The 1,678-nt window shown below is 28.2% G+C and carries 1 protein-coding gene; it reads right to left on the bottom strand.

What is annotated here, in order from left to right; translation table 11 throughout:
- Positions 1-105: 105 nt before the first annotated feature.
- Positions 106-1,678: IS1182 family transposase (locus AZI32_RS16985; protein WP_061997137.1), on the bottom strand; the 1,573-nt coding region annotated here is incomplete at its 5' end.

The raw sequence follows: 1,678 nt of genomic DNA, 5'->3' as shown, positions 1-1,678 counted from the left end.
TCATCTTTAAAATCTTTTATTCGGTTTACTATATCTTAACTATAAAATATTTAAAAATAGGCGCACTTTAATAAGTCTCTTAAATGTAAAATTTTAACATTATGTTTAAGAGACTTTATTTAAATTAAATAAATGATGTCCTATTCGGTCTGCCTGTATTCTATTGTGTAGCTTGTTTATATTGTGTGCTAGAGCAAGTAGTATACTTTCAGATAATACATTTTTCTTTCCGCGGCACATAAATCTTCTAAAGTTCATATCTTCCTTTATTTGCGCAAAAGAACCCTCAACTTGTATACTTCTATTAACTCTAAGTAGACAACCTTCCTCAGAAGTGATTCGATTCAAACCAGCTTTTCTTTGACGATTAAACTTTTTTGAGATTTCAAATTTTTTTGTTCTTTTTTCCGGAGATATTTTACAGTTATTCCCTTTAATGCAACTATTTTTATATGTACAGTTACTACAATCTTCACAGCTATAAACTGTTTTTTCACTTGCATAACCTGTTTTAGATTTTCTAATTTTTATAGACTCTACTTTTAATTTCTTATTATTTTTGCATATGTAAAAATCTTCGATTTCATTATAGCTCATATTTTCGTGCTTACTTATATCATTATTATATTTTCTTGTTTTTGATATTTCATAATTAGCTGGTTTTATAAAAGCTATTTGGTTATTCTTTTCGATAAATGAATAATTTTCTTCACTTTCATACCCAGCATCTGCAACTATTTTTAAATATTTAAATTTTAAATTTTTTTCCATACTTTTAAGAAATGGTATAAGTGTAATTGTATCTGTTGGGTGTGGGCCAACCATAAGCCATGTAATATATTCTGAATCCACACCATGTTGTACATTATAAGCAGGTTTGAGTTGACCATTTTTCATAGCATCATCTTTCATTCTCATAAATGTAGCATCAATATCAGTTTTAGAATAACTATTACGATTACCACAAATATATACTTTTTTAGTATATTCTTTGAACTTTCCAAGATATTCTTCAAGTTTTTCTATGGATTTTTGTAATGCACTTTTCTTTTTTCCACATCCGTGAACGAATTCTATTCCCTCAGATTTTTTCAGCGCATAAAGTCTTTTTCTAAGATTTTTTACATGCTTCATTTTTATTATATTTTTATAAACTAGCTTAATATCATAAAATCCTTCACACTCTTTAACAAGGTTGGCTATTTTATCTAATAATTTTGTCATATTTTTTGTAACTGCTTTTTTCCATACAAAAGTATATTTATTTGCATAGGCTTCTATCTTAGTTCCGTCAATGAAGACGGCTTCGCCAGATATTTCTCCTAGTTCATAAAGAAAATTAGTTGTTTTAGCTAAAATTTTTTCAGAACAATTAGCAAAATGAAGACTTCGAAATCTTGCAAATGTTGCATGGTCTGGAGCGGATGCTCCCTCAAGTAAAAACATAAAATTAATATCCCTACGACATGCTTTTTCAATGTCTCGAGATGAGTAAATTCTATTCATATAAGCATAAAGCATAATTTTCAGCATTTTTCTTGGCGATACTTGATTTTCCTTTACTTTGGAATAAGTCAAATATAAATCTGTTAAATCCATCTCCTCCACAAATTGACTTAGTAGTCGCACTGAATCATCTACTGGTATTATGCAATCAATATTTATTGGAAGTTTTAGT

Origin of the sequence: Clostridium sp. ATCC 25772, assembly GCF_001573875.1 — a bacterium.
GTDB lineage: Bacteria > Bacillota > Clostridia > Clostridiales > Clostridiaceae > Clostridium_J > Clostridium_J senegalense.
This window is presented reverse-complemented; position numbering and strand designations above follow the sequence as displayed.